The 23,736-nt window shown below is 43.6% G+C and carries 20 protein-coding genes and 1 tRNA gene; 5 read left to right on the top strand and 16 right to left on the bottom strand.

The window, feature by feature from the left end:
- Nucleotides 1-19: 19 nt before the first annotated feature.
- The 3 genes from R7Q38_RS02430 to R7Q38_RS02420 all read right to left on the bottom strand — a co-directional run bounded on the left by R7Q38_RS02430 (nt 20) and on the right by R7Q38_RS02420 (nt 1,794).
- The gene (locus tag R7Q38_RS02430; protein ID WP_138940149.1) at nt 20-700 is read right to left on the bottom strand and encodes a DedA family protein; all 681 of its coding nucleotides are present in this window, start codon (nt 698-700) and stop codon (nt 20-22) included.
- 50 nt (nt 701-750) lie between these two features.
- A complete protein-coding gene (locus tag R7Q38_RS02425) occupies nt 751-1,131 on the bottom strand; it encodes a hypothetical protein (RefSeq protein WP_239939126.1) in 381 nt (126 codons plus the stop codon).
- A gap of 144 nt (nt 1,132-1,275) precedes the next feature.
- On the bottom strand, nt 1,276-1,794 hold the full coding sequence (locus R7Q38_RS02420; protein WP_053304498.1) for a DUF4136 domain-containing protein: 519 nt from the start codon (nt 1,792-1,794) through the stop codon (nt 1,276-1,278).
- A gap of 371 nt (nt 1,795-2,165) precedes the next feature.
- Between R7Q38_RS02420 and R7Q38_RS02415 the strand changes: the two genes are divergently transcribed.
- Nucleotides 2,166-2,240: transfer RNA gene (locus tag R7Q38_RS02415), tRNA-Gly, on the top strand.
- A 16-nt stretch (nt 2,241-2,256) separates the two neighbouring features.
- On the opposite strand, the gene R7Q38_RS02410 is transcribed toward R7Q38_RS02415, so the two are convergent.
- On the bottom strand, nt 2,257-3,114 hold the full coding sequence (locus tag R7Q38_RS02410) for a sterol desaturase family protein (RefSeq protein WP_005373167.1): 858 nt from the start codon (nt 3,112-3,114) through the stop codon (nt 2,257-2,259).
- Nucleotides 3,115-3,121: 7 nt separating this feature from the next.
- Nucleotides 3,122-4,132: a DUF2804 domain-containing protein gene (locus tag R7Q38_RS02405; protein ID WP_033906458.1), complete on the bottom strand. Its 1,011-nt coding sequence runs from the start codon at nt 4,130-4,132 to the stop codon at nt 3,122-3,124.
- 305 nt (nt 4,133-4,437) lie between these two features.
- Here R7Q38_RS02405 and gdhA point away from each other — a divergent pair, with 305 nt between their 5' ends.
- Nucleotides 4,438-5,790 carry an NADP-specific glutamate dehydrogenase gene (gdhA, locus tag R7Q38_RS02400; RefSeq protein ID WP_005373174.1) on the top strand — a complete coding sequence of 451 codons (1,353 nt, stop codon included), beginning with the start codon at nt 4,438-4,440 and terminating at the stop codon, nt 5,788-5,790.
- 76 nt (nt 5,791-5,866) lie between these two features.
- Here gdhA and R7Q38_RS02395 read toward each other — a convergent pair whose 3' ends face one another.
- From R7Q38_RS02395 to R7Q38_RS02385, 3 genes are all read right to left on the bottom strand, one after another.
- Nucleotides 5,867-6,334 (bottom strand): OsmC family protein, encoded by a 468-nt coding sequence (locus R7Q38_RS02395; RefSeq protein WP_206954255.1) that lies wholly within the window; start codon nt 6,332-6,334, stop codon nt 5,867-5,869.
- A 99-nt stretch (nt 6,335-6,433) separates the two neighbouring features.
- Nucleotides 6,434-8,791, bottom strand: coding sequence for an ATP-binding protein (locus R7Q38_RS02390; protein WP_318114005.1), 2,358 nt, complete (start codon nt 8,789-8,791; stop codon nt 6,434-6,436).
- Complete coding sequence (locus tag R7Q38_RS02385; protein ID WP_017820324.1) at nt 8,784-9,752, bottom strand: cytochrome-c peroxidase; 969 nt, start codon at nt 9,750-9,752, stop codon at nt 8,784-8,786. Before R7Q38_RS02385 ends, R7Q38_RS02390 begins: the two co-directional genes overlap by 8 nt.
- 498 nt (nt 9,753-10,250) lie before the next feature.
- Here R7Q38_RS02385 and R7Q38_RS02380 point away from each other — a divergent pair, with 498 nt between their 5' ends.
- Nucleotides 10,251-11,627, top strand: coding sequence for an NfeD family protein (locus R7Q38_RS02380; RefSeq protein WP_042523608.1), 1,377 nt, complete (start codon nt 10,251-10,253; stop codon nt 11,625-11,627).
- Nucleotides 11,628-11,637: 10 nt separating this feature from the next.
- Nucleotides 11,638-12,420 carry a slipin family protein gene (locus tag R7Q38_RS02375; protein ID WP_005373196.1) on the top strand — a complete coding sequence of 261 codons (783 nt, stop codon included), beginning with the start codon at nt 11,638-11,640 and terminating at the stop codon, nt 12,418-12,420.
- Between the two features lie 41 nt (nt 12,421-12,461).
- On the opposite strand, the gene R7Q38_RS02370 is transcribed toward R7Q38_RS02375, so the two are convergent.
- Nucleotides 12,462-12,896, bottom strand: a complete 435-nt coding sequence (locus tag R7Q38_RS02370) for a globin (protein WP_031780773.1) — start codon at nt 12,894-12,896, stop codon at nt 12,462-12,464.
- Nucleotides 12,897-13,139: 243 nt separating this feature from the next.
- Between R7Q38_RS02370 and R7Q38_RS02365 the strand changes: the two genes are divergently transcribed.
- Nucleotides 13,140-13,796: an NAD(P)H-dependent oxidoreductase gene (locus R7Q38_RS02365; protein ID WP_239939125.1), complete on the top strand. Its 657-nt coding sequence runs from the start codon at nt 13,140-13,142 to the stop codon at nt 13,794-13,796.
- A 96-nt stretch (nt 13,797-13,892) separates the two neighbouring features.
- Here R7Q38_RS02365 and choV read toward each other — a convergent pair whose 3' ends face one another.
- The 7 genes from choV to R7Q38_RS02330 form a co-directional block, all read right to left on the bottom strand.
- Entirely contained in the window at nt 13,893-15,071 is a 1,179-nt protein-coding gene (gene choV / locus R7Q38_RS02360; protein ID WP_042523602.1) for a choline ABC transporter ATP-binding protein, read from the bottom strand.
- Nucleotides 15,072-15,073: 2 nt separating this feature from the next.
- Nucleotides 15,074-15,916 carry a choline ABC transporter permease subunit gene (gene choW / locus R7Q38_RS02355; RefSeq protein ID WP_005392552.1) on the bottom strand — a complete coding sequence of 281 codons (843 nt, stop codon included), beginning with the start codon at nt 15,914-15,916 and terminating at the stop codon, nt 15,074-15,076.
- Nucleotides 15,917-15,993: 77 nt separating this feature from the next.
- The gene (locus R7Q38_RS02350) at nt 15,994-16,932 is read right to left on the bottom strand and encodes a choline ABC transporter substrate-binding protein (RefSeq protein WP_239939124.1); all 939 of its coding nucleotides are present in this window, start codon (nt 16,930-16,932) and stop codon (nt 15,994-15,996) included.
- 36 nt (nt 16,933-16,968) lie between these two features.
- Nucleotides 16,969-18,684 (bottom strand): choline dehydrogenase, encoded by a 1,716-nt coding sequence (gene betA / locus R7Q38_RS02345; protein WP_005373209.1) that lies wholly within the window; start codon nt 18,682-18,684, stop codon nt 16,969-16,971.
- 180 nt (nt 18,685-18,864) lie between these two features.
- Nucleotides 18,865-20,325 (bottom strand): betaine-aldehyde dehydrogenase, encoded by a 1,461-nt coding sequence (gene betB, locus R7Q38_RS02340; protein ID WP_047101361.1) that lies wholly within the window; start codon nt 20,323-20,325, stop codon nt 18,865-18,867.
- Between the two features lie 18 nt (nt 20,326-20,343).
- Nucleotides 20,344-20,943, bottom strand: a complete 600-nt coding sequence (gene betI / locus R7Q38_RS02335) for a transcriptional regulator BetI (RefSeq protein WP_017820329.1) — start codon at nt 20,941-20,943, stop codon at nt 20,344-20,346.
- Nucleotides 20,944-21,547: 604 nt separating this feature from the next.
- Nucleotides 21,548-23,569: a tetratricopeptide repeat-containing diguanylate cyclase gene (locus R7Q38_RS02330; RefSeq protein ID WP_081008327.1), complete on the bottom strand. Its 2,022-nt coding sequence runs from the start codon at nt 23,567-23,569 to the stop codon at nt 21,548-21,550.
- Nucleotides 23,570-23,736 lie beyond the last annotated feature (167 nt).

The raw sequence follows: 23,736 nt of genomic DNA, 5'->3' as shown, positions 1-23,736 counted from the left end.
AGTGCAAATCAAAGTAAACTTATTGGGAAAACTCTGACACATCCTTGGGTTTACAGGTCGCTCGACGTGCTTTAACAAACAAGAAACTAAGCACTCCAATCACAAGAGTAATTATTGGTGCCGCCATTAATAGCATTGTGATTGCTTTGCTCATATTTTCTGGTAGCAAAGGAAGTAATGAACCAAAACCGCATAATACCAGCGTCCATAAAATCGCACTCAACCACGCAAAGTAATGGAATTTACTAATACGTTTCACTCGCAACCCCATCATTAATGGCAATAGGGAGCGAACAACCGGAATAAACCGCGCACAAAAAAGCGCAATCAATCCATGTTTACTGAGTAATACGTCGACTTGTTCCAAACGCTTTTGAGGAACCGCGCTCACCCAACCTTGGACCTTAGGTAAGCGATTTAGCCACTTGCCTTGTAAATAAGCCGCCCAACTTCCCAATCCCGCACTAACAGCTATCACCAACATGATCATAATTGGGTCAAGGACGCCAACCGCCGCCAGCGTACCGGATAATACGACGACACTGTCGCATGGGAAAGGTGCAGCAGGAATAAAACCACTTTCCAAAAAAATAATCACAGCAACAACAAAATAAACTAAACCTGCACTGCCTGGCGCCATTAACGCCGTGAAATCTTGATGCCAAAAGGCACTCAAGACCTGAATTATCGAATCAAACATAAACCGCTCCTAAGCATAATTAACCAAAAGTTGCAAAAACATGGAGTGTGTTAGCGAGCATGTATAAAGCGGTATATGAAATTCGATTCTTTTCTCACTCCGATTCTGTATTTAAAGTGAGTAAAAATACTTTCAATACAACAACCTAAAGCCTCATTGCCGATGCGTTTTAGCCGCTTCATCGAGTAAATTGCCGAACGATGCGCCCACCATGCTACATCAAGCATTTCAAACCATTCGGGTTCTACATCGTCGTTCGAGCTCATTTCCTTAGCATGGCTAACCCTCAATACATTCTGGCTGTTTAAACTCGGATAGTCTTGTTGTATTGGAGAGATAGGATGTTCTGAAAAGCGCTTCGACTTAGCGTCAACAGCAATATTCTGGTTATGAAAGGAAAGAAAATTTGGGTGTGAGTGCGCCAGGCTCATGCTCGGAGCCAACAAGCAGAAAAGTAGTCCGAGTAAAGCAATCAGAGTCGTACGCACAAAGGTAACCAAAACCAAAATAATAAGTTCTTTTAACCCTGTGCGTAACTATTGGCAATTAGTATTCTTAATCGTTAAGAATACTAATTATTTTTCACCGTAAGGGTAGCTTTCAAACATCTTCGCGATTTCTTCTTGGATGAGAGATTCTCTTTTCTCAGAGCTCATTGACTCAGACAGTTTACGACTTGAAACGCCTTTCCAAACGACTTGATTAGCCTTTGCATCAACCAGTTCAACCACCAACTTCCCATACTTACGTTCTTTATATCTTTCCGGGCTTGAAGTGATCACACCAAAGCTATTCCAGCCATAGCCAAAGCTCACCGACGATCCTGAAGAAACAAGCTCGGATTCTTCTACGATATCATGATGTACGTAAAGGTCACCGCCGCTATTTACCTTGTTTAAACCCTTACCCTCAAGCTGTTCAGCAAGCCCTTGCTCAATACGTCGACCATCAATACTAGTAGGAGCTTCCGCCTGAGCACCGAAGTCAAACGTTCTGTAAGCTGAAAAGTCGGCTTGTTTATCTACATCGGTTGTAACGGTAGTACAAGCAGATACCAGCATCACCACCAGCCCTAATATCAAACCTCTCATCATGTTAAATCTCCTTTGGTTAAGCTGACTGTTTCAGCAGAATTACCCTGTGTTATACATACGCATCAACAGTAAAAAGTAATCATTTCAATATCTAGTCTTGACCATGAAACGTGACTGTTCAATAAACGAGATTAACCTTTACACAGAAAATCTTGAATATCATCAACATCTAAACACCTAAGAATTCGGTGTTTACGACCTAATTGGAAGCCCCTAGGCTTAGTAGCGGAATCGCGAGTGCCACAAAAAACCAGAGACAATGAACACTTTAACATCAGTCCGCTACTTTTTTAGGCAACTGACAAACATTTGATGAGAAAAGACTTTTCTTTTTCGTCCAGTGTGGCATATTAACTGAGTCCTATCGATGCGCGGGCATCGTATAATGGCTATTACCTCAGCCTTCCAAGCTGATGATGCGGGTTCGATTCCCGCTGCCCGCTCCAATCTCTTTATCTCAATTTACTCATAAAAATCCGATGGCGGAGCGAACAAACGGCGGCAGCGTTGTTTCCATGATAAGTTTGGTCGAGTTACGTCATAAAACATGTCTTTCCATTCTGCAAACGTCACGCGGATGGGATTAAAGCTGTTTACAGGTTTAGAAACCCCATACCGAACCGTTTCCACCTCTGGTTCAAACGTTCCGAACATTCGATCCCAAATAATTAATACACCCGCATAATTTTTGTCGATGTACTGACGGTTCACACCATGATGAACGCGATGATGAGACGGCGTGTTAAATACCCACTCTAGTGGCCCGAGCGAACGAATTGATTGGGTGTGAACAAAAAACTGTAAGCCCAGATTAAACAACACAACGAAGACAACCCATTTTGGCTCAAAACCAATAATCACCAAGGGCAACCAAAAAATCCACATCCCCGCTAGCGGATACATTAAACTTTGACGAAAGGCGGTACTGAAGTTCATTCTTTCCGAACTGTGATGAACAACGTGCGCGGCCCACATCCAACGAATACGATGGCTAGCCCGATGAAACCAGTAATAGAAAAAATCTTGCAGGACAACAAGTAAAAGAAAAGCTGAGACGCTCATTTCGATATCAAACAAACGCCAATCAAACCACCACAAATACAACTGAGCAATCAGTAAACCCGTGAGTATGTCTGTCGCTTGGTGTAAGCCCGCAAGAACAAAATTACACGCTACTTCAGGGAAGTAATACGTCGCGCTTTCAGGCAAGCGTCCCCTTCTTTGTCCGAACCAATATTCGGCAAGCATGCAGAAAAAGAAAACTGGAGCCAGAATCATCAGAAGTAATTCTGGGCGGTCCATCAACTGCGTCCAATCCATTGTGTTTCTACCATTTTGCATAGTGATCTTCAGTAAGACCCATAACTTCTTCTAACTGATGTTTGATGCCATTTCCATCGATAATATAGCCAGAGAAATAACCGATGTACTGACGAAAGTTACTTTTGAGAAGCCAAAAATTTTTCTTCTCTGAGCGTCGATTCAAAGGCGTGAACTGTAAGTTAACTCGTTTATCTTCCGACGTAATATGCCACTTTTGCCCTTCATCACTTCGTGAAAACTGAAACTGCACAGGTTGCAAAAAGTGACGCTGACCATTAATCCACAATACATTTTCGCAATAGCCAGTTTCATTAACGCCAGCTGCCAAGTTCAACCCCAGACGCCTGTCATCCTCAAAGCAATTGATACTCGCCCAGCGCCAACTTGTTTCTCGCCGCATGTACCCAGCGGAAAAATCGTAACCAGCAGCCACCTCTGAAAGATCTTGCTCTTTTCCTAATATGAACAAGTTACCGTCTACTGCTAACGCATTGTGCTTCTGAGTATATGTCCAACCCGCATAACCTGTTGGCGTACACAACATTAATGGCAAACTCATATTTTCTGGACGTAAATAGAGATCCGCATTGACTGACTCTGTCACAAAGTGGACGTGCCAAATACCATCCTTAATAGAAAACTGAACTCTTTTGTTAGCAAGATGGGCAAGACTGCACCAACTGGAAGGCTGAGTTTGATAACCTATATTAAAAGGTTTCAACCATTGTTGCTCAATCAACTTATTCTTTTTAATATCAAACAGGTAGCAAAAGCCGGATGCTAAATACCGTATATCAGCAATCGCTACTCCAATGACGTAATTAGGTGTGACCAAATTGACGAACTGAAACTGCTTATAATCGCGGTAACGGCGCCACTTAGATACCGGCTTATCCATCTCATCGAGGTAGGTAAATTTATCTAGCTGTAACGATGTTGGAATTCCATCAAGGTGGCCAAACGCTGGTAGGCCATTCTGCTGAATAAACGAGTTCAGAACCTTAAGCTCATCCATATAGTTGTCTTTTCACAAGTTATTACACACACAAACTTTAACATGACGTTAACATAAACAATTTGCGTAACTGCACAACAACATCGACTAAAGTGATTTCTGCTTGTTATATGTGAAACTGATCACTCAACCACCCGCTTACTTAGCTAGCCCTACCTATCTCAACCAACACAGCCTGGGTTAGAAGCTGCACATTCTCATCCGCAGGAAAGACCACTACAACCATTGAATCTTGGTCAAAATCACTATTTAATGGAAATACATTCATATAAACTGATTGCTTATTCACATCAAGGAAGAAATCTATGTCATACATACACGATACTATTGTTGCGTTGCAACACAGTAGCCCTGCGCAAAAAGAATTTTACCAAGCGGTAGAAGAAGTATTAACTTCTCTCGCGCCGGTAATAGAAGGCAATAATAAATATAAGGAACAAGCGATTATCCAGAGGATCGTCGAGCCAGAACGTCAAATCATGTTTCGAGTTCCTTGGGTTGATGATGCTGGAAATGTACAAGTAAACAAAGGTTATCGAGTTGAATTCAACTCTGCTTTGGGGCCGTACAAAGGAGGATTGAGATTCCATCACTCAGTCAATGCGAGCATCATAAAATTTCTCGGCTTTGAGCAAATTTTTAAAAACGCACTGACTGGCCTTCCTATCGGTGGCGGCAAAGGCGGTTCAAACTTCGATCCTAAAGGAAAATCCGACGGCGAGATCATGCGATTTTGCCAATCATTTATGAACGAGTTGTACCGTCACATCGGTCCTACCACCGATGTGCCCGCAGGCGATATCGGTGTCGGGGCGCGCGAAATTGGCTATATGTTTGGTCAATACAAACGATTGACGGGCCGCTACGAAGGTGTGCTTACAGGCAAGAGTCTGCTTTGGGGTGGCTCACTCGCCAGAAAAGAAGCGACAGGATATGGCGCCGTCTATTTTGCAGAGTGCATGCTCAACGACCGCAACGATTCATTGAAAGGGAAAACTTGTCTCGTTTCTGGTGCTGGCAACGTGGCTATCTACGCCATTGAAAAACTGTACCATATGGGAGCAACGCCAGTTACATGCAGCGACTCTCGAGGTACGATCTATCATGAGCACGGTATTGATCTTAAGCTCCTAAAACAACTGAAAGAAGTGAAAAGAGCAAGCTTAGAAGAATATTTAGAAACTTACCCTGAAGCAGAATACACACCAGAGGGCGACTATCCTAATGAAGGACATGCTGTTTGGCGATATCAGGCTGATGCTGCCTTCCCTTGTGCGACTCAAAATGAATTAACGTCAGACGACGCACTGGCTCTTATCGAAAACGGATGTATTTTGATTAGTGAAGGGGCGAACATGCCAACCACCCGTGATGCTGCCAATATTATCGTGGACTCGGACATAGCTTATGGGCCTGCAAAAGCAGCCAATGCAGGCGGCGTTGCAACCAGTCAACTTGAAATGGCGCAAAACGCCAGCATGCAAAACTGGACGTTTGAACAAGTGGATAGTCAGTTGCAAACCATCATGAAAAATATTTTCATCAATGCAAACGAAACCAGTAAAGAGTTTGGCCAACCTGGAAATTTAGTTTTAGGCGCCAACATTGCAGGCTTTAGAAAAGTCGCTGATGCAATGATTGAGCAAGGTGTCGTCTAGATGAACGAGCCAGCAGGATGACTGCTGGCTTAATATAACTCCGCAATAGGCCGCGCTTTTTGATAAAGAGCTCCACTTAATTCGCAATAAGCGTTGTCACTTCTGTTTTAACGGAGTTGGCGATAAAGCAATTCTCATGGGCCATGTGGTGCAGTTTTTCTAATTGAGATGGTGTCGGTTGTTTTTCACCTGAAAATGTTATCTTAGGGTTTAACCTTACCTTTGATACCCACTCTTTTCCGTTTTCGCCTTTTTCAAGCTCCCCTACCGCTTCATCGAAGTAACTGTCCACAACATAACGTCGCTTTGCTGCAATAGACAGGAAAACGAGCATATGACAACTAGAAAGTGCCGCGACAAACGCTTCTTCTGGATCAACGTTTTCTTCTACGGATAGTGGTAATGGTACTACGTGGGGAGATGGAGATGCTGGGACTTGCAACCCTCCATCAAATTGCCAAATGTGTGCCCGACTATACTTATTATCACTAAACTCTTCGCCAGCTTTACGATGCCATTTGATTAAAGCGGAATGCTTACTCATTCTAACTCCCTGATTTTCCGACGACGAATCAACACTATCCGTCCTTGCCACAGTAAACCACAACAAAATGAGTTAAGGAAAGCATCGCACTCACAGGGACTATAAAATCTGTTGAGGATCGGCATTGTTCTTCTGGATATCATCCAAAAGTCTATGAGACTGATGGATGTTGACCTGTAGCCGATTGATCAGCATCTGCAACTGCTCAATCTCGGGACTTTGGTTGGCTTTAAGTTGAGTTTCCAGGGCCTCCGTTTGGCTCGCCAAAATAGGTAAACTTAGGTTCAGTGCCATCCCTTTCGTTTTGTGCAACGTCAGCTCTAATGAAGCAAAGTCTTCAGCCATAAAGTATTCAATAAGTTCATCAACAGAAGTCTCAAAATCGACAATAATGCTTTTTAGCAACTCGTCGAGCGCTTCTGGCTCATCTCGTAAAGAAGTAAACATGCCTGAACGGGAGAGTTCTTCCTCTGTTAACCTTAAGTTCTCGATTGGCTTACGTTGCAATTGAAGCACATTGCTGTCACTCGTTAGTGGCGGATTCTGTTTCGGTTCGAGTCTGGCGGCAAACTGTTTGAGAGCGTCTGAAAAGCTCTCATGCTGTAGCGGTTTCGTAAGCACATGGTCTGCTCCTGCTTCAATAAAGCTATCGTGAGCTTCACGAAATACGTCTGCCGTGTACGCAAAGAGTAATGTCTTGATACCTAACTCTTGTCGGATAACGCGTGTCGCCTCAACGCCATTCATCTCGGGCATATGGTTGTCCATCAAGATCAGGTCGTACTCGTTCTCTTTCGCCTTTTTAACCGCGATTAATCCATTTTCTGCAACTTCCACTTCATGCCCAAGCTTTTCGCAAAACCCTTTTGCCACAATGGCATTCACACGGTTATCATCAGCAAGTAGTATCTTTAAATGGTGTGATTTTGCGCGAGGTTTCGGTGCTTCTTGCTGCTTTTTCGGAGCAGATTCTACCCAAGGAATCGGCAACTCAACGATAAATTGACTTCCAACGCCTTCTATACTCTTCAGAGTAATATGGCCCCCCATCAAATCGGTTAGTTTTTTGACGATGGCTAACCCAAGCCCTGTTCCGCCGAACCTTCGAGTCGTTGATGAGTCTGCTTGCTCAAACGAGTTAAAAATATGCTCGTGCTTGTCTGGCGCAATACCAATACCGGTGTCGCTCACGCGCATGACCAACAACTGATTCGATTCATCTAACTCAGTTCTAACCAGCACATGCCCTTCATTAGTAAACTTCACCGCGTTACCGGCGAGATTAAACAAGATCTGTCGTAAACGCGCACAATCCCCAGTAAATTCAGTATATTCAGAAATCTCGTTTTCCAAGATTAACTCGATATTTTTTTCATCAACAAGTGGTTTTATTGCGCTACACACCGGAGAAAGCACTTGATCGAGCTTAAACTTAGCTTGCTCAAATTCCAGTTTGTTTTCTTCAACTTTAGAAAAATCCAAAATATCGTTGAGGATAGTCATCAGATGCTGGCCAGAGTCAAGAATAACCCTAATGTGCTCTTTCGTCGTCGGCTCTTTGGTCTCTTCTGCAATCATTTGAGAAAGCCCTAGTACGCCATTCATCGGCGTTCTTAGTTCGTGACTCATTGCAGCGAGAAAATTTGATTTCGCTTTTGCCGCTCGCTCGGCTTTGTTTCTCGCCTCTTCAATTTCAAGATTCAACTGTTTTAAGTTATGTATTCGGTGATGTGACTGATAAACAAACGCGCTAACTAGAAACATCACCGCAATAAATACAAACAACCACGTAAAACGCGCCTCACTTTGAGCAATATTGAGTAACCGATGCTCTGAGCTTTCGACAAACTCAATATAAGTGTGATCAAGCAGTTCATTCGTCAGCAATTCAATTCTTTTATCACTCGTTTGAAGCCGTTTAAGGAAGTTCGCTTCCTTTTCACTCTCAACTTCAGTTTGTGTTAGAAGCAACTGGTTGAGAAATTCAAAATAACGACTGCCACCCAATGATTGGCCGCGCTCGGTAGAAACATCTTGCTGATATAAATTGAACAACATGAGTAATGCATACCGATTTTCTACCTGAACACCAATTAACATATCAAGCTTCAACGTTGTTTGAAGCACTCGCTCCTTAAACTGTTCAAGCGTATCCCTAACTTTTATACGATTGGGTGTCACGGGAAACCAAACTGATGCCTTTGATGATTCCAACAGTGCCTGTGCTGCGATTTCTATCTCTACTAAAGATGTTGTTAACTCATAGTTTTTCCTATCTTCAACGGCATATCGGTTCACGATAACATCACGCTCTTCAATCAATTCATGTCCGATATTCATTAGCTCTGCATGAAATTCTTGAGCGTTTTTTGAATTCATATACGACATATACGCCAGTGTGCAGCACGTCAGTATCCCAATAAAAAAGCAAAAGTTGATCAGTTTGAATTTATTCATTTTCCAACACCTCTAAAATTATGGGTCTAGGTGCTGTCAACGACTGCAAGAATGCTTCAATGTCCGCGACATTCTCATCGTTCATCGTTATACCGAGCTGGGTTTTAGCCATGATTTGTATCGCGTCGGATAACTTATCGACTTGCCCATTATGAAAATAAGGACTCGTTAGCGCGACATTGCGTAAACTGGCTACTCTAAAATAGAATCGCTCTTCATCTTCTATCGTAACGAGTTGCCTGCCCGAGTCCTCTACTACTGGCTTATCCTTGAAATAGGCGAACCTTTGGATCATCGCTCCGCCGATATTTTTGCCCTGATGACACTGCACACAACCTGAAGTCTGAAATGTTTTCCAACCTCTGATTTGCTGTTCACTCAGTACATGCGTGTAACCCAATAAGTAAGCATCGAATGGTGCGCCAGGCGTCTGCAGCCCTTCAACAAACTCCACAATAGCGGACTTGATATTATGAACGTTAATCGGCAATTCACCGTCACGATTAAATAGAGCTTGATAATGTTCACTCTCTTTTACATATTGCTCTATTGTTTGCCAGTTTGAGTCCATTTCCATTGGATTATGGATTGGACCATCAATCTGAGCCATCAAGGTGTTTTCCGTACCATCCCATAAAAAACGATAATTTAACGCTGCATTAAACACTGTTATAGAATTTCTAATTCCATCACCTTTCACCCCCGTAGAGACAGGTGTATTTTCAGCGCCATTGGTTTGCAGATTGTGGCATGTCGCACAGCTGACATTACCATTTGACGATAATTGAGGATCGCGGAAGAGATGCCAGCCAATTCTCGCTAGCTTAATATCCACATTAGGATCACCCTGTATGGGCTGAACTAGGGAGATATCACCTAACATCTTCGCGTTTCTTGCAGTTGTTGTTTGGCTCAAAATGAGTGTTACAACAGCTAGTGCGATTGCGCTGAATTGCCTCATCAACTACATACCTTAAACTTGTCATTGATATGAATTTAGTTGCATTTTGGCGTTTTTTCCACCGACAGGAAGTTGAAAAAACGAGTTAAGTATTGCTTTGTTTAAGGCTTTGGTTGAAGAGGGAGTAATAAGGCGAATAGGAAGAAATCGATCGCCTTATAAGTAGCTAACGTATTGAAATCTGAGTTTAGTGTAGAAAAGCCAAAAACCGTTGAAACCAAGTCACCTCTCCATAGGAGATCAGATCGAAAATAGTAAAGAAAACGGCACAGATAACGGCCAACTTAATCAAACGCTGAACAATAAACATAAACATCACAATTACCAATAATTTGCTTTAGTTTACTATCTCACACAGCGTTTATATATAAAAAAGTAGTCTCCTAATTAGCCTCGGCAACTTATTCATTAGAACCTATACTCAAGCATCTCTAAGTTATTTGGATATACTTGAATTAGGATTTCAAAAAGTCCCTGTGACCACACAAGGAGGACTGCATGAAACGACTATGGATATGGTTCTTACCTTTACTCTTGATTGCCAGTCAAGCACTGGCGAATACCGTTTGGATTGTTCCTGTCAAAGGCGCTATAGGGCCTGCTACTAGCGACTATTTATCTCGTGAAATAGAAGAAGCTCAACTAAACGGTGTCAGTTTAGTGATCTTAGAGATGGACACACCAGGCGGCTTAGATAGCGCAATGCGAGATATTATTCACGCGATTACCACCTCCTCGACTCCCATTGCGACTTGGGTCGGCCCATCTGGTTCTAGAGCCGCCAGTGCCGGAACATACATCTTGCTCGCTAGTCACGTAGCCGCCATGGCTGAAGCGACAAACCTCGGAGCTGCAACGCCCGTCGCGTTAGGTGGTGCGCCTCAACCTCCTTCATCTGATGATGGCAAAGATCAAAACGCGGAAGAAACGCCAGAAGGAACCAACGAAAGCTCAGAAAAAGTTCCCGCTAAAACCGCAATGGAGAAAAAGGTAATTAACGACGCCAAAGCCTACATTAAAGGCTTAGCAAAACTTCATGGACGAAATGCAGAATGGGCAGAGAAAGCAGTAAGCGAGGCGGCGAGCTTGGATGCAACAGAAGCATTAGAATTAAACGTGATCGATTACATCGCCAATTCGCCAGAGGACTTAGTCAAAGCCATAGATGGGCAAACTGTTAAAGTAAACAATCGCACTGTGACATTGTCACTTGAAAATCCAACATGGGTTGAAAGAACGCCAGATTGGCGAGCAGAAATGTTAGCCGTTATCACCAATCCAAACGTTGCCTACATTCTAATGCTCATCGGCATCTACGGTTTACTTCTTGAATTTTACAACCCAGGAATTGGCTTACCCGGTGTGCTAGGTGGGATTTGTCTGCTTCTTGCCATGTACGCACTACAAATGATGCCTGTCAACTACGCAGGTCTTGGTCTGCTGTTACTCGGTATTGCACTAATGATAGCGGAAGCATTCAGTCCGAGCTTTGGTATTTTGGGGTTAGGCGGCGTTGTCGCCTTTGTACTCGGTTCGATATTTCTCATGGACAGTGAGTTACCAGGGTTCCAGATCGCCCTTCCTTTGATTTTTGGTATTGCCATATTTTCCGTAGCTCTAATCGTGCTGACCGTCGGCCTGCTGCTCAAAATTCGCCGCCGGCGTGTAACGACGGGTTTAGAGACTTACCCTGGGAAGGTCGCTGTGGTAAGCGATGACTTTATCGATGGCGAAGGACGCGTTCAACTCAACGGTGCGTTATGGCGAGCTAAAGCCAAAGACCATCAACAATTCAAACAAGGTGATCACGTCACCATTGTTAATGTTAAAGGGCTGACCTTAACTGTGATGCCTGATGACCGCCAAAATAAATAGGAGGCGCTTTATGATGCTCTATACCGTTGCGGTGATCGTGGTGCTGCTGTTCGCACTAGCGACCCAAATGTTCAAGGTTTTGAGAGAATACGAACGTGGGGTTGTGTTCTTTCTTGGTCGATTTCAAGAAGTCAAAGGACCTGGTTTGATCATCCTTATCCCATTTATTCAGCAAATGGTGAGGGTTGATTTACGTACTGTCGTTTTGGATGTGCCGACACAAGATTTAATTACCAAAGATAACGTTTCTGTGCGCGTCAACGCGGTCGTTTATTTTCGCGTAGTCGATCCTCAAATGGCGATTAACAATATTGAAAGCTACAGCGATGCTACCAGCCAGCTAGCACAAACCACGCTGCGCTCGGTATTGGGTCAGCATGAACTCGATGAATTGCTATCAGAGCGAGAACGCCTCAATAAGGATTTACAATCCATTCTCGATCAACAGACTGATGACTGGGGAATCAAGATTGCTACGGTTGAAGTCAAACATGTTGATTTAAATGACAGCATGGTCAGAGCCCTAGCCCGTCAGGCAGAAGCAGAACGTAACCGTAGGGCGAAGATCATTCACGCTACTGGTGAGTTAGAGGCTTCAAATAAATTAAAAGAAGCAGCGCAAATGCTCAACGAAGCACCGAATGCACTGCAATTACGTTACATGCAGACACTCACTGAAATCACTACAGACAAAACATCCACTATTATTTTTCCAATGCCGATCAATCTTGTCGAAGCTGTCAGTGATATCGCCGAAGCGGTGAAAAAGAATAAAGAGACACAAGATAAGTAAGATTTTGCCCCTAGGAAGTAACGACCGCTCACGTTACTTCCTTATTTGGTACTCGCTTTAAGGATGTGCCCATCTTCTTTATCACATTCTTGTTTCATTACTTCTAAGCCCGTTTTAAAGCATGTTCGCCAAGCGGTTTCAACATCGGCATCGTACCCAGAATCACACTGTCGAACCGTTTCTAACAAACTCTCAAGCCAAACATCAAAATCCTGCGGCTCTATACCAATTTCGGCACTTGCATGCTTTTTCCCATACTTTTCCACCATTTTGTGCGCTTCGGTCGAGGTATCTGCCATCATAAAAAATACAATAGACCCTCTAAGCATTCTCACTTGTTGGTGCATGTCTATACCGTCAAACTTCTGTCTAAAGTTGGCACTTTTCGACCATAAATTTTTGTAGAACAAGTCGAAAAACTCCTGATCTGAAGTACAACGTTCATAGCTATCATTAAAAACTTCAATCACGTTCATGTTGCTTTCCCCTACGCCTCAATATGAGTTTAATTTAATATCAAATAAAAGCTTCCAAATAAGGACTTTTAAGTTTCAAATCGATCAACTCACATCGATTTTCAACAAAAAGTAAAAAGTGATTTAAATAAACACCCTCTTATCAATGAAAAAATATCCATTATCATGAACCCATATTCGAGGTACGCATGGTTGTCGATGCTAGTGCATCCTCATCTGTCATCACATAAAGAGGATATAAACGTGTCCCATCAAATCATTACCGATCTAAATAGCCGTTACACTGCAAAAAAATATGATGAAACCAAGCGCGTTTCTCAAGAAGACATGGCGATAATCAAAGAAGCACTGCGTTTGTCGGCGTCTTCTATCAACTCACAACCATGGAAATTCATCGTTATTGAAAGTGATGAAGCGAAGCAACGTTTCCACAATACGTTTGCAAATATGCATCAGTTTAACCAACCACACGCGAAAGCCGCATCACATACGATTCTGTTTGCTTACGATCCTAAATTTACTAAAGAGAAATTTGCGAAGCGTGTGGATGCAGAAGTAACATCTGGCCACTTGCCAGCGGAGATGTACAACAACTTTATGGGTGCTTACGCTTTTGCCGATGCAAATACGGAAGAAAATGGCTTCAACGGAAACTGGACAAAAGCACAAGTCTATTTGGCACTAGGCAACCTACTACACACATTGGCACGACTAGGCATTGATTCAACACCGATGGAAGGTGTCGATCCGGCTCTGATTGGAGAAGAGTTTAAAGAAGAGCTCGAGGGCCATATTTGTGAAGTTGCGCTGGCGATTGGCTACCATAAAGATGGGGAAGATTATAATCATGGTCTTCCAAAAGCACGCCTTGCAATGGATGACGTAATTACGACTCTATAGTCGACCATTGTCTTAGCTTAGCGACTTAACTCATTGTTTAAACTAAAAAGAGCCGCATTAATGTGCGGCTCTTTTTTACTTGGTTCTGCGTCAACTTTACGCAACTTGCTCTGACTTAAAATTACCAAGCAATGCATCGTAAAGCTCATTGTCGCTTAACACACCAACCAACTTATTATCTTCAACCATAAGCAGAGGCTGATTGCTACGCTGTTTAAGTTCAATCGCTTCTCGCATACTGATTTCTGGACTAACCTGAACCAGAGAGTTTTCATTAACTTCGTCAAGGTTCGAAGAGTCGCTCTTCCATTGAATCAACGATTTATCTTTATCCGCTAAACTTAACCCCTTGCTCTCTTGTATCACCCAAATATCTTTGTCAGGGCAAATTAGAACACGCGTATCTTCGCGAACCAAATCGTCACGCATTAAGGAACGTCCCTTCAGCACATTTAATGGATTAGTGTGAGCAACAAAGTCCGCCACATAATCGTTTTCTGGAGCAAGAATGATCTGTTCTGGCTTGCCATGTTGAATCAGCTTTCCTGATTCCATAATGGCGATGTTGTTACCGATTTTAAGTGCTTCATCCAAGTCGTGACTCACAAAAAGAATGGTTTTGTTTAGCTTTTCTTGAAGCAGAATCAATTCATCTTGAAGCTGAGCACGAATCAATGGATCAAGTGCTGAAAACGGTTCATCCATTAACAAGATATCTGTGTCCATCGCGAACGCTCGCGCTAGGCCAACACGCTGCTGCATACCACCAGAAAGCTCGTGCGGGAATTTGGTTTCCCACTCAGATAAACCGACCATTTCGAGCTGTTCACGCGCCTTTTTACGACGCTCTGCTTTACCAATGCCTTGCATCTCTAGACCAAACGCTACATTGTCTAACACCGTTAACCATGGCATCAATGCAAACTTCTGAAACACCATGGACACGCGGTGCGTACGAAGGTGGCGCAGTTTCTGTTCGTCACAGTTAGAGAGCTCAACCATATCGTCGCCATCTTTGATTTTCAGAGAGCCACGAGAAATATCGTTCAATCCGTTAACCGTTCGCAGCAAACTTGATTTACCCGAGCCTGAAAGCCCCATCAAGACACAGATCTCACCCTGTTTCACGTTCAGCGAAACATTATCAACCCCAACCACTTGGCCAGTTTCATCAATGATTTCTTGTCGAGATTTCCCTTGATCTAGTAGTGCTAGCGCCTGTGCTTGTTGCTGACCAAAAACGACATCAAGATTTTTAATAGTAATAGCGTCCATGATTATGCCTCCTTCTGGTTTGGTGCTTTACACAAGCGGTCAAGAATGATGGCAACGAGTACAATCGCTAAACCAGCTTCAAAACCTTGTGAAATGTTTACCGTATTCAGTGCACGTACGACTGGCTTACCAAGCCCATCAGCACCAACAAGCGCCGCAATGACCACCATAGAAAGAGACAACATAATGCACTGTGTAACGCCAGCCATAATACTTGGCAATGCCGCAGGTAACTCCACCTTAAACAGTAGCTTCATGCGGCTGGCACCAAATGCTTTACCCGCTTCCAATAGCTCCTCTGGTACTTTAATAATGCCGAGGTACGTCAATCGAATTGGCGCAGCGATAGCGAAAATGATGGTCGAGATTAGGCCAGGGACAATACCTAAGCCAAACAGAACCAAGGTTGGAATTAGGTAAACGAATGTCGGTACGGTCTGCATCAAATCGAGTATTGGCCGCAACAAGGTGTATAACCAAGGACGGTGCGCCGCCATAATGCCCAACGGCACGCCAATTAATACGGAAATCGTTGTCGCTGCAAACACAAGGACAAAGGTTTCCAGCATTTCTTGCCAGTAACCAAGGTTGAGAATTGCGAGTAAGGCCAACACGATAAATACGACAAGAGGAATGCTGCGATGTAAGAACCAAGCAATTGCCGCCGTCATAATGATTGGCGCTGCAGGTGGCATCCATTTAAAAATGTCCACCACGAAAAGAATGATCGTTTCAAGTGTAATAGAGATTGCATCGAAAAAACCCGATGCATTGATGGTTAACCAATCGACGCCAGTTTCCATCCATTGGCCCAACGGTAGTTTGTTGTCCGTAATAAAATTCAAAATAAAACCTTTGTGTTAATGAAGCGGGCAAAACTCTGCCCACTTTCTTTTAAAAAAACGAGCTCAAATACTGCTTATTAAGCATTTGTTTTTAAGTAGTTTGTAATAGCTGTTAGAGCATCTTGGCCATCCACCGTTTTCACGCCCTCTAGCCACGCTTCAATTTGCTCTTGGTTTGCATTCAACCATGCTTGCGCTGCTTTTGATGGCTTCTGTTTCTGGTTAAGAATCGCTTCCATCAGTTCATTTTCCATTTCTAGGTTAAACTCTAGATTTTTCACTAGCTGACCTACATTTGGACACTCAGCGAGGTAATTTTTACGTACGTTTGTGTAGACGTTCGCGCCGCCGTAGTTAGGACCGAAGAAGTCATCACCACCCGCTAGATATTCCATTTCAACGTTACTATTCATTGGGTGCGGCGCCCAACCTAGGTACACAATCCATTGATTGCGGCGTGCGGCACGTGATACTTGAGACACCATGCCAGCTTCACTGGACTCAACTAGGCTGAAATCTTTTAGGCCGAATGCGTTACTATCAATCATTGACTGAATTAAGCGGTTGCCATCGTTTCCAGGTTCAATGCCGTAAATGCGGTCTTTAAATTTGTCGGCATGTTTTACTAGGTCAGCGAAGTTGGTCACGCCTGCGTCATAAACGTATTTTGGAACCGCTAGCGTGTATTTTGCGCCAACGAGGTTCGCGCGTACGGTTTCAACGGTACCTGCATCACGGTATTTCGCGATATCACCTTCCATCGTTGGCATCCAGTTACCTAAGAAAATGTCGATATTGCCATTAGCCATAGAGGAGTAAGTTACAGGCACAGACAGAAGATCAGTCTTCGTTTTGTACCCCAACCCTTTAAGTAACTCTGATGTAACGGCAGTGGTCGCAGTGATGTCAGTCCAACCTACATCTGCGAAACGAACCGTTTCACATTGGTTGGCGTAAGCGCCTGTTGCTAAAGTACTTAGTGCAATTGTTGAGAAGATTTTTGTCATCTTAGACATGTTGAATTCCTTGTAATGATTACTGACTTTTTCATTTTATGAGATCGAATCGAGATCTCTTTTTGGCGGATGCATTCGTTGCATCTCTTGCCAGTCCGGTGCAATCCAAACTGGTACGTTGTTCGACGTTTCTAGGGCGTTATCCAAAATCATATCCGCGGCGCGTTCTGCCACCATAATCGTTGGCGCATTTAAATTACCGTTCGGAATGGTTGGGAAAATAGAAGAGTCCACCACACGCAAGCCTTGAATACCGCGTACTTGGCATCGCTCATTTAAGACGGCTAATGGGTCATTATCTGCGCCCATTTTGCAGGTACAAGATGGATGGTAAGCACTCTCGACGTTTTGCTTCACCCATTCATCAATCTGTTCATCCGTTGTGATGTTCAGACCGGGTTGGATCTCATCCCCACGAAACTCATCCATGGCTGGCTGATTGAGGATCTCGCGAGTAAGGCGAATACAATCACGCCAATCCTGCTTATCTTGTTCAGTGGAAATGTAGTTAAACTCAATCTTCGGCTTATCATTCGGATTCGCAGAGACAACTTCGACCGACCCGCGACTTTCTGGCTTGTTAGGTCCGACGTGCACTTGGAAACCATGACCATCAAAAGCAGCTTGCCCGTCATAGCGCATTGCCGCTGGCAAGAAGTGATATTGAATATTTGGCCACTTTAGTCCTTCACGAGAGCGGATAAACGCACACGATTCAAAGTGGTTAGTAGCACCAAGGCCTTTGCGAGTTAATATCCACTCAGTGCCAATCAAGCCCTTGCTCACCAAGCCTAATTTGCTGTTGAGCGTGATAGGTTGCTTACAGTGATATTGGAAGTACACTTCTAAGTGATCTTGCAGGTTTTTACCTACCCCTTCCAACGAGTGTTTCACCTCAATGCCCGCTTTTTCTAATACTGCCTTAGGGCCAATGCCTGAAAGCTGCAACAGCTGAACGGAGCCAACCGAACCCGCACTCGAAATCACTTCATTATTCGCAAAACATTGCTGAATTGAACCTGACTTTTCAAATTCAACGCCTACCGCTTTCTTACCTTCTGCACCAGTTTCTTCTAATAAAACTCGATGAACCGTCACCCTCTTCATTAGGGTGAAGTTTTTGCGTTTTTTAGCGCGGCTTAAGTATGCATTAGAGGTCGAAGCGCGTACGCCTTTGTCGACGGTCATATGCATTGGGCCAAAGCCCTCTTGCTGATAACCGTTGTAATCTTTTGTTTCTGGGTAGCCCGCTTCTTTGCCTGCATCAATAAAAGCTTGGTACAGTGGATTGAGCTTCATATCGTTGCCGTTACATGTGCCGACTGGACCGTGATCGCCCCGATATTCATCAGCACCACCAATCCAAGACTCTGCTTTACGGAAATAAGGCAAACACGACTGATAATTCCAGCCTTTCGCGCCTTCCTCTTCCCACTGGTCAAAGTCACAAGCGTGTCCGCGAACGTAAACCATGCCGTTGATAGATGAGCTACCGCCCAGAACTTTTCCGCGAGGGCAATGAAGTTGGCGACCATCCAACCCTTGCTCTTCAACCGTCTCAAACTGCCACGCGTATTTTTCAGTGTTCATCGGGTAAGAAAGCGCTGTTGGCATTTGGATAAAAATACTTTTATCCGACCCACCCGCTTCGAGTAATAGGACCGAATTTTGACCACTTTCACTTAAGCGATCCGCTAACACACAGCCGGCCGAACCCGCACCGACGATGATGTAATCGTAGTGTTGTTGCATTTTTATTCTCCTAGGAGTTAATACTAATCACCCTAGATAAGTGAACGAAATTAGCGTAGGAAAAATGCTTGAGAACAAGGCGGAAATTTTGATAAGTAGTTAACCTACAATCAAAATTGACAACGTAGTTATCGAGCATTTTAACAAGCTAAAGTGGTCAGTTATCTACTATGAGTAGTATCATTTGTAAGGGCTTTCGAAGTCGCTTAGCTGAACCAGAACACTCTTCGTTTGTGTGTAATGTTTAAGGGTTTCGACTCCGTTTTCACGGCCAACACCTGATTGCTTGTAGCCGCCAACTGGCATTTCCGCAGGTGAGTCACCCCATGTGTTCACCCAACAAATACCCGCTTGAATTTGATGGATCACACGGTGCGCACGAGATAGGTTTTGAGTAAATACACCTGCCGCTAAGCCATAATCGGTGCCATTTGCACGCGCAATCACTTCCGACTCATCGCGGAATTTCAGAACTGACATTACCGGGCCAAAGATTTCTTGTTGAACGTGGCTCATGTCATCATCGCAATCGACAAATACGGTTGGAGCAACAAAGTTACCATTGGCTAGGCCATTGTCTGTTACTTTGTAGCCGCCAGTCAGTAACGTCGCGCCACTCGCTTTCGCGGCTTCAATCGCTCCTAGAACTTTCGATTCATGATCTTTAGAGATTAGCGCGCCAATTTGCGTGTTCTCATCAAGCGGATCGCCGACGACTAACAGCTCGGTTCGGGCTTTAAGCTGTGCGATAAAGTCGTCATAAATACCTTCATGGACAAATACACGTGTACCGTGCGTACAAACCTCACCTTGGGTGTAGAAGTTCGCCACCATGGCCGCAGAAACGGCATCGTTTAACTTCGCATCATCAAAAATAATCAGTGGAGACTTACCACCAAGCTCCATCGTTACTTGTTTTAGTGTCTTAGCGCTGTCACTCATGACGACTTTACCGGTGCCTGACTCACCCGTGAATGACACTTTTGCGATATCAGGATGCGCCGTTAGCATCTGTCCTACTCGGTAATCCCCTTGCACGACATTAAATACGCCATCTGGCATGCCCGCTTCTGAATAAATTTCGGCGAGCTTAAGCGCCGTTAATGGTGTTTCTTCTGATGGCTTGAAGATCATTGCGTTGCCCGCAGCCAGTGCTGGCGCCGATTTCCACATCGCAATTTGAATTGGATAATTCCAAGCGCCAATACCCGCGCAAATGCCCAATGGCTCACGACGTGTATAGAAAAACTGATCGTCGCTGAGTGGCTGCTGTTCACCTTGTAGACTTGGAGCAAGGCCAGCGTAGTACTCAAGAACATCGGCACCTGTTGTTATATCAACTGCGATAGCTTCTTGAATGGGCTTACCAGTATCTGCCACTTCCAATGCAGCCAGCTCGTCATTACGCTCACGTAAAATGGCAACGGCTTTGTGTAAAATACGGCTGCGCTCAATCGCAGTCATCGCCGACCATGCAGCAAAACCTTTCTTTGCCGATTCAATCGCTGCTTGAAGATCGTCTTGGTTCGCTTGTTTAATGTTGGCCAATGGCTCACCATTCGCCGGATTGTAAGTGGTGAAGTGTTCATCTGAACACCCGTCGTACATCGCACCATTGATATAGTGTGCTTTCATTTCCATTTTGAAGACCTGTAACTTTTATATTTTTTCAGAATAAAACGTAAGTTGTTTTTCGAGATAATCGTTGATGATGATTCTCGCTCTTTCTGCATCAATGCCTTGCGGGTTGAGCGTTCCGCGCAGCCAAATTCCATCAATAAGTGATGCAATACCATGAGCAACCAATTCAGCCTGCTCTGCATTTAATAATGCTTTGAGTTCTTTTCTTAGGTGGGACAATAGACGTCGTTCGTTGACACGCTGCAAACGCTTGAGCTGCTCGTCATGCATTGAGTACGACCAAAACGCCAGCCAAGTCTTAGCAACTTGGTTTTCTGCCTGATAGCCGACAAAGTTACCATCAATGATGGCGTTAATTCTTTGGTGATGAGCATCACTTGGCAGCTCACGTAACTTCTGTGTGATAGTGGACGAAAGCTGACGCAAGATTTCTCGCATCGTTTCCTCCAGCAATCCGTGCTTACCACCGAAATAGTGGTTGATAATCCCCGTTGATACACCGGCTTCTTTGCTGATTAACGAAATACTCGCCGCGTGTAAACCGACTCTATCAATCACTGACATTGTCGCTTTCACAAGCTGCGGTTTTCTGATTTCAGGCATCCCCACCTTTGGCATTTTGCGTCCCTGTTATTTTTAATTGAACGGTTAGTTAAATATAAAATGCCTGAAAATTAATTCGAACTCAAATTATTTTTAAAGAAAAATGTTAGTAAAAAAGGATGAAAAGTTGAGGGTGTACGAAAAATTGCTCGGCAAGAACTTGTCGGGACAACTAGATTTCAGTTTAAGAACAAAAAATAAGATAAACAAAATCAAATATTTAACTATTAATCTATTTTTAAAACGATGATGAACGAGTTGATTTTTGAACAACAAAAATCTGTGCCACAAAAAATTTATATCGACCACTAATCATTTCACCTGTACACGGTTTATTTGTACAAAGAATAGACACACTAGTTTGTTATAGTTTTGTAGACACAAGTGGCATTCGCACTTTGAAGGTGAAGAAGGCAAAGAGAGAGGTTATATTGAACGCCATGAATATGCGATTCGATATCCTTAAGCCATTTTTAAGTAATATCGCCAAGTGACTTTAAGATGTTAGATTCAGCGTTTTATATTCGAAGCAAGGATCTCAAAGTCACTTGGCTATCAAAGTAAATGGGAGGGATAAGTTCAGATTCATCGTGCGATGAGCCTGAACTCTTGATTTCTGTTACGCTAGCGAGCGACCTTTCACGCAGTTGCGTCCGTTCGCTTTCGCTTGATAAAGCAATTTATCGGCCTGATCGCAAAGTGATTTAAAACTCATCTCATTATCTTCAGTGGTAACGACTCCAAAACTACAGGTCACTCTCACTTCTTCTTTCTGTTCCGTAACAAAGCCATGTAGGGATAAAGCGCTACGTAAACGTTCTGCAGTAATAAGGGCGTTTTTATGGTCTGTATTGGGCATAACAACAACAAACTCTTCCCCACCAAAGCGAGCAACAATGTCGTTCTCACGTACAGTTTCCTCCAACACTTTGGCAACGCCCGTTAGTACGGTATCTCCAAACACATGCCCATAGGTATCATTTACCTGCTTGAAATAATCCACATCGATTAACGCTAAAGTTACTGGCCCCGATTGTGGTTTATTTGGCACCATTTTCTGTTTATCGAGTTTGCTATCTACCCATTTATTTAAAGCTAGATAACCGTACTTAACTTGCTCGACTTGCTCAAAAACAAAGTGTTGTATCTTTTCTTGCTTAGATTGAGGTACCGGTTTCTCTTTTCGCTCACGCCTCACTTCTACTGGCTTAGTGAACCAGTCCTCTAAAAAACGGCGATTGAACAACCCTGTCAATGTGTCTGTCTTTGCGAGGCGACGCATTCTCAAACGCGAGCGATTGACGACGAGAAATACTACCGCCATCAAAAATAGAACACCGATGAGCGCAAGTAGCGCTTCACCCAATAAGTAAAAAGTACGACGGTTATTTTCTAGCTCCATACGCTGCAACACATTGTTCCAGTTGAGATCTTCGTTCTCATATTCAAGTCGTTCCAATTCAAATAACGTCTGCTGGCGCTCAAGATTTTCAACTTCTCTTTGATTGCTAAATTGGATAAATTTATCGTGATAGTTACCGTAAGTTTCGAATGCTAGTTTAAAGTCATTGCTCCCCGCATAGGCCATAGCGGCGACTTTTAGTAGCTCCATTTGCTGTTGCTTGACGTATCGACTCTCTATAATCTCCGGCAGCATTGGCGCGATCATCGCTAAAAGTATTTCAAATTGCTGCTGCTCTAACATATATTCGGCTTGTAACAACTTAAATGTTGCCAAATACGCGCTAGACGTTTCTCTGTACTGTAAATTCTCCGCCAGCTTCAAGTGGTTAACCATCTTCTTTTCTTGATTCGTCTCGCGATATAAAGCTGCAAGTTCAAGGTTAACTCGAAATCTAAAGCGTCCATCACCGATAATTTGAGCCAGCTTTAACGCTCGCTGATATGACGCTATCGCCTCTTCGTATTGGAACTGTGCTTTATGAAGTTTCGCTATCGTCAAAACGCTCAACAACTCATTGAACGACATACGCCTATCCCTAAAATAGCGATATGCTTGTTCCAAAAGCGCCTCAGATCGGTCGTAACCCTGAATTTTGACAAGTACGTCACCTAGCTCTAGTGCTGCACGTTCTACCAGCCCGTGAACACCTGAAGATTCAGCCGCATCCATGGACGACATAAGTGCAGCATAGGATTTTTTAAACTCACCTTGCTCATCGTAATAGCGTCCTTTTAGCAACAGGATTTCTGATTCAAGTTGCTTATCACCATTCTCACGCGATGTTTCCAACAAGCTATCCAACGCAGAAAGCGCGGTATCGATATCGCTCTTTCCAACCATAGTTCGCATCTGAATCAACTTAAACAGGAGATACTCATGGCTCTGTGGACGCACAAGCTCCAATCCTTTTTGAACGACACTCTGACTCTCTTCTACGCGCCCTAGCAGCTCTAAAACCGTGGCCTTGGCAAGCCAGTAACGCACCAACAGCGCTGTTGGTTGGTTTTGTAGCAAAGACTCTTCTTCTAACGCTTCAATCAAAGCTAAAGAACTCTGAGGTAATGCGTAAATTTGATTTTCGATGCCTTCTAACGACTGTAAAAACTTACCTTCCTGTTCCACCTTTTCTGTGGAGGCCTGAACAGAAAAACACAGACACCCCAATAATAGCGGCATCGTCCTAAGCGAATGAAATAGTGACATTATTGCTCTTCCCTAATGGGTAGTTACTTCAGTGTAATTGAGAATTCTGATTATTTATTATTAAGACAACTGAAGGTTATTCAGTCAGCCTCATATTCCCATGTATTTTGCGCTGAATAATAAATCACCATCTTTAGATG

Source organism: Vibrio sp. Vb0598 (assembly GCF_033338935.1).
In the GTDB taxonomy this organism is placed as follows: domain Bacteria; phylum Pseudomonadota; class Gammaproteobacteria; order Enterobacterales; family Vibrionaceae; genus Vibrio; species Vibrio alginolyticus.
This window is presented reverse-complemented; position numbering and strand designations above follow the sequence as displayed.

What these genes read in the sequence shown, in the direction of transcription:
- R7Q38_RS02430 (WP_138940149.1), bottom strand. Translation starts at nt 700, where the DNA reads ATGTTTGATTCGATAATTCAGGTCTTGAGTGCCTTTTGGCATCAAGAT.
- R7Q38_RS02425 (WP_239939126.1), bottom strand. Translation starts at nt 1,131, where the DNA reads ATGAGCCTGGCGCACTCACACCCAAATTTTCTTTCCTTTCATAACCAG.
- R7Q38_RS02420 (WP_053304498.1), bottom strand. Translation starts at nt 1,794, where the DNA reads ATGATGAGAGGTTTGATATTAGGGCTGGTGGTGATGCTGGTATCTGCT.
- R7Q38_RS02410 (WP_005373167.1), bottom strand. Translation starts at nt 3,114, where the DNA reads ATGGATTGGACGCAGTTGATGGACCGCCCAGAATTACTTCTGATGATT.
- R7Q38_RS02405 (WP_033906458.1), bottom strand. Translation starts at nt 4,132, where the DNA reads ATGGATGAGCTTAAGGTTCTGAACTCGTTTATTCAGCAGAATGGCCTA.
- gdhA (WP_005373174.1), top strand. Translation starts at nt 4,438, where the DNA reads ATGTCATACATACACGATACTATTGTTGCGTTGCAACACAGTAGCCCT.
- R7Q38_RS02395 (WP_206954255.1), bottom strand. Translation starts at nt 6,334, where the DNA reads ATGAGTAAGCATTCCGCTTTAATCAAATGGCATCGTAAAGCTGGCGAA.
- R7Q38_RS02390 (WP_318114005.1), bottom strand. Translation starts at nt 8,791, where the DNA reads ATGAATAAATTCAAACTGATCAACTTTTGCTTTTTTATTGGGATACTG.
- R7Q38_RS02385 (WP_017820324.1), bottom strand. Translation starts at nt 9,752, where the DNA reads ATGAGGCAATTCAGCGCAATCGCACTAGCTGTTGTAACACTCATTTTG.
- R7Q38_RS02380 (WP_042523608.1), top strand. Translation starts at nt 10,251, where the DNA reads ATGAAACGACTATGGATATGGTTCTTACCTTTACTCTTGATTGCCAGT.
- R7Q38_RS02375 (WP_005373196.1), top strand. Translation starts at nt 11,638, where the DNA reads ATGATGCTCTATACCGTTGCGGTGATCGTGGTGCTGCTGTTCGCACTA.
- R7Q38_RS02370 (WP_031780773.1), bottom strand. Translation starts at nt 12,896, where the DNA reads ATGAACGTGATTGAAGTTTTTAATGATAGCTATGAACGTTGTACTTCA.
- choV (WP_042523602.1), bottom strand. Translation starts at nt 15,071, where the DNA reads ATGGACGCTATTACTATTAAAAATCTTGATGTCGTTTTTGGTCAGCAA.
- R7Q38_RS02350 (WP_239939124.1), bottom strand. Translation starts at nt 16,932, where the DNA reads ATGTCTAAGATGACAAAAATCTTCTCAACAATTGCACTAAGTACTTTA.
- betA (WP_005373209.1), bottom strand. Translation starts at nt 18,684, where the DNA reads ATGCAACAACACTACGATTACATCATCGTCGGTGCGGGTTCGGCCGGC.
- betB (WP_047101361.1), bottom strand. Translation starts at nt 20,325, where the DNA reads ATGGAAATGAAAGCACACTATATCAATGGTGCGATGTACGACGGGTGT.
- betI (WP_017820329.1), bottom strand. Translation starts at nt 20,943, where the DNA reads ATGCCAAAGGTGGGGATGCCTGAAATCAGAAAACCGCAGCTTGTGAAA.
- R7Q38_RS02330 (WP_081008327.1), bottom strand. Translation starts at nt 23,569, where the DNA reads ATGCCGCTATTATTGGGGTGTCTGTGTTTTTCTGTTCAGGCCTCCACA.